Raw genomic sequence first — 479 nt, forward strand, 5'->3', positions numbered from 1 at the left:
TTGAGGCCGGGCGTGGCGTCGCTTGCCGTCTGGTCGCCCGGCCTCAATGCCAACGGCAACTCCAAGCTGGGGTCGATCGCGCTGGAAAAGCTGGCCAGGATGATGAACTGGTCGATCTTCGCGCCGTGATGCATGTCGCCCAAAAGGTGCGGAGCGGTTTTGGGACAACGACATGCATAAAAATCAAGGAAGCGTTTTAGCCTTTCGCGATCCGGAATAGCGCCAGATAAGAAAATCCCGCACCGTCTTCGAGACGGCGCGGGATTTTTTGTCAACAAACTAGCTCAGGTGGCTGAAAGGCTTAGAAAAAGCCCTTCCGCTGCCACCATCCGCCGCGTTTCGGCTTGTCGTCGGTCTTGTCGTCGGTCTTGTCCTCGGCCTTGGCCGCGGGTTCTTCCGCTACAGTCGAAGACACCACCGGCTCGACCGGCGCATTCACCGCCGCCGGCTTGCGCCGCGACGGGCGGGCCTTCGGTGCC

At 60.8% G+C, this 479-nt stretch carries 1 protein-coding gene; it reads left to right on the top strand.

Going from position 1 to position 479, the window contains the following annotated elements; translation table 11 throughout:
• Positions 1–129: glutaminase (locus EN994_RS34805; RefSeq protein ID WP_206530592.1), on the top strand; the 129-nt coding region annotated here is incomplete at its 5' end.
• Positions 130–479 lie beyond the last annotated feature (350 nt).

The sequence above is a fragment of the Mesorhizobium sp. M7A.F.Ca.CA.002.09.1.1 genome (genome assembly GCF_003998555.1).
GTDB classification, from domain to species: Bacteria; Pseudomonadota; Alphaproteobacteria; order Rhizobiales; family Rhizobiaceae; genus Mesorhizobium; species Mesorhizobium ciceri.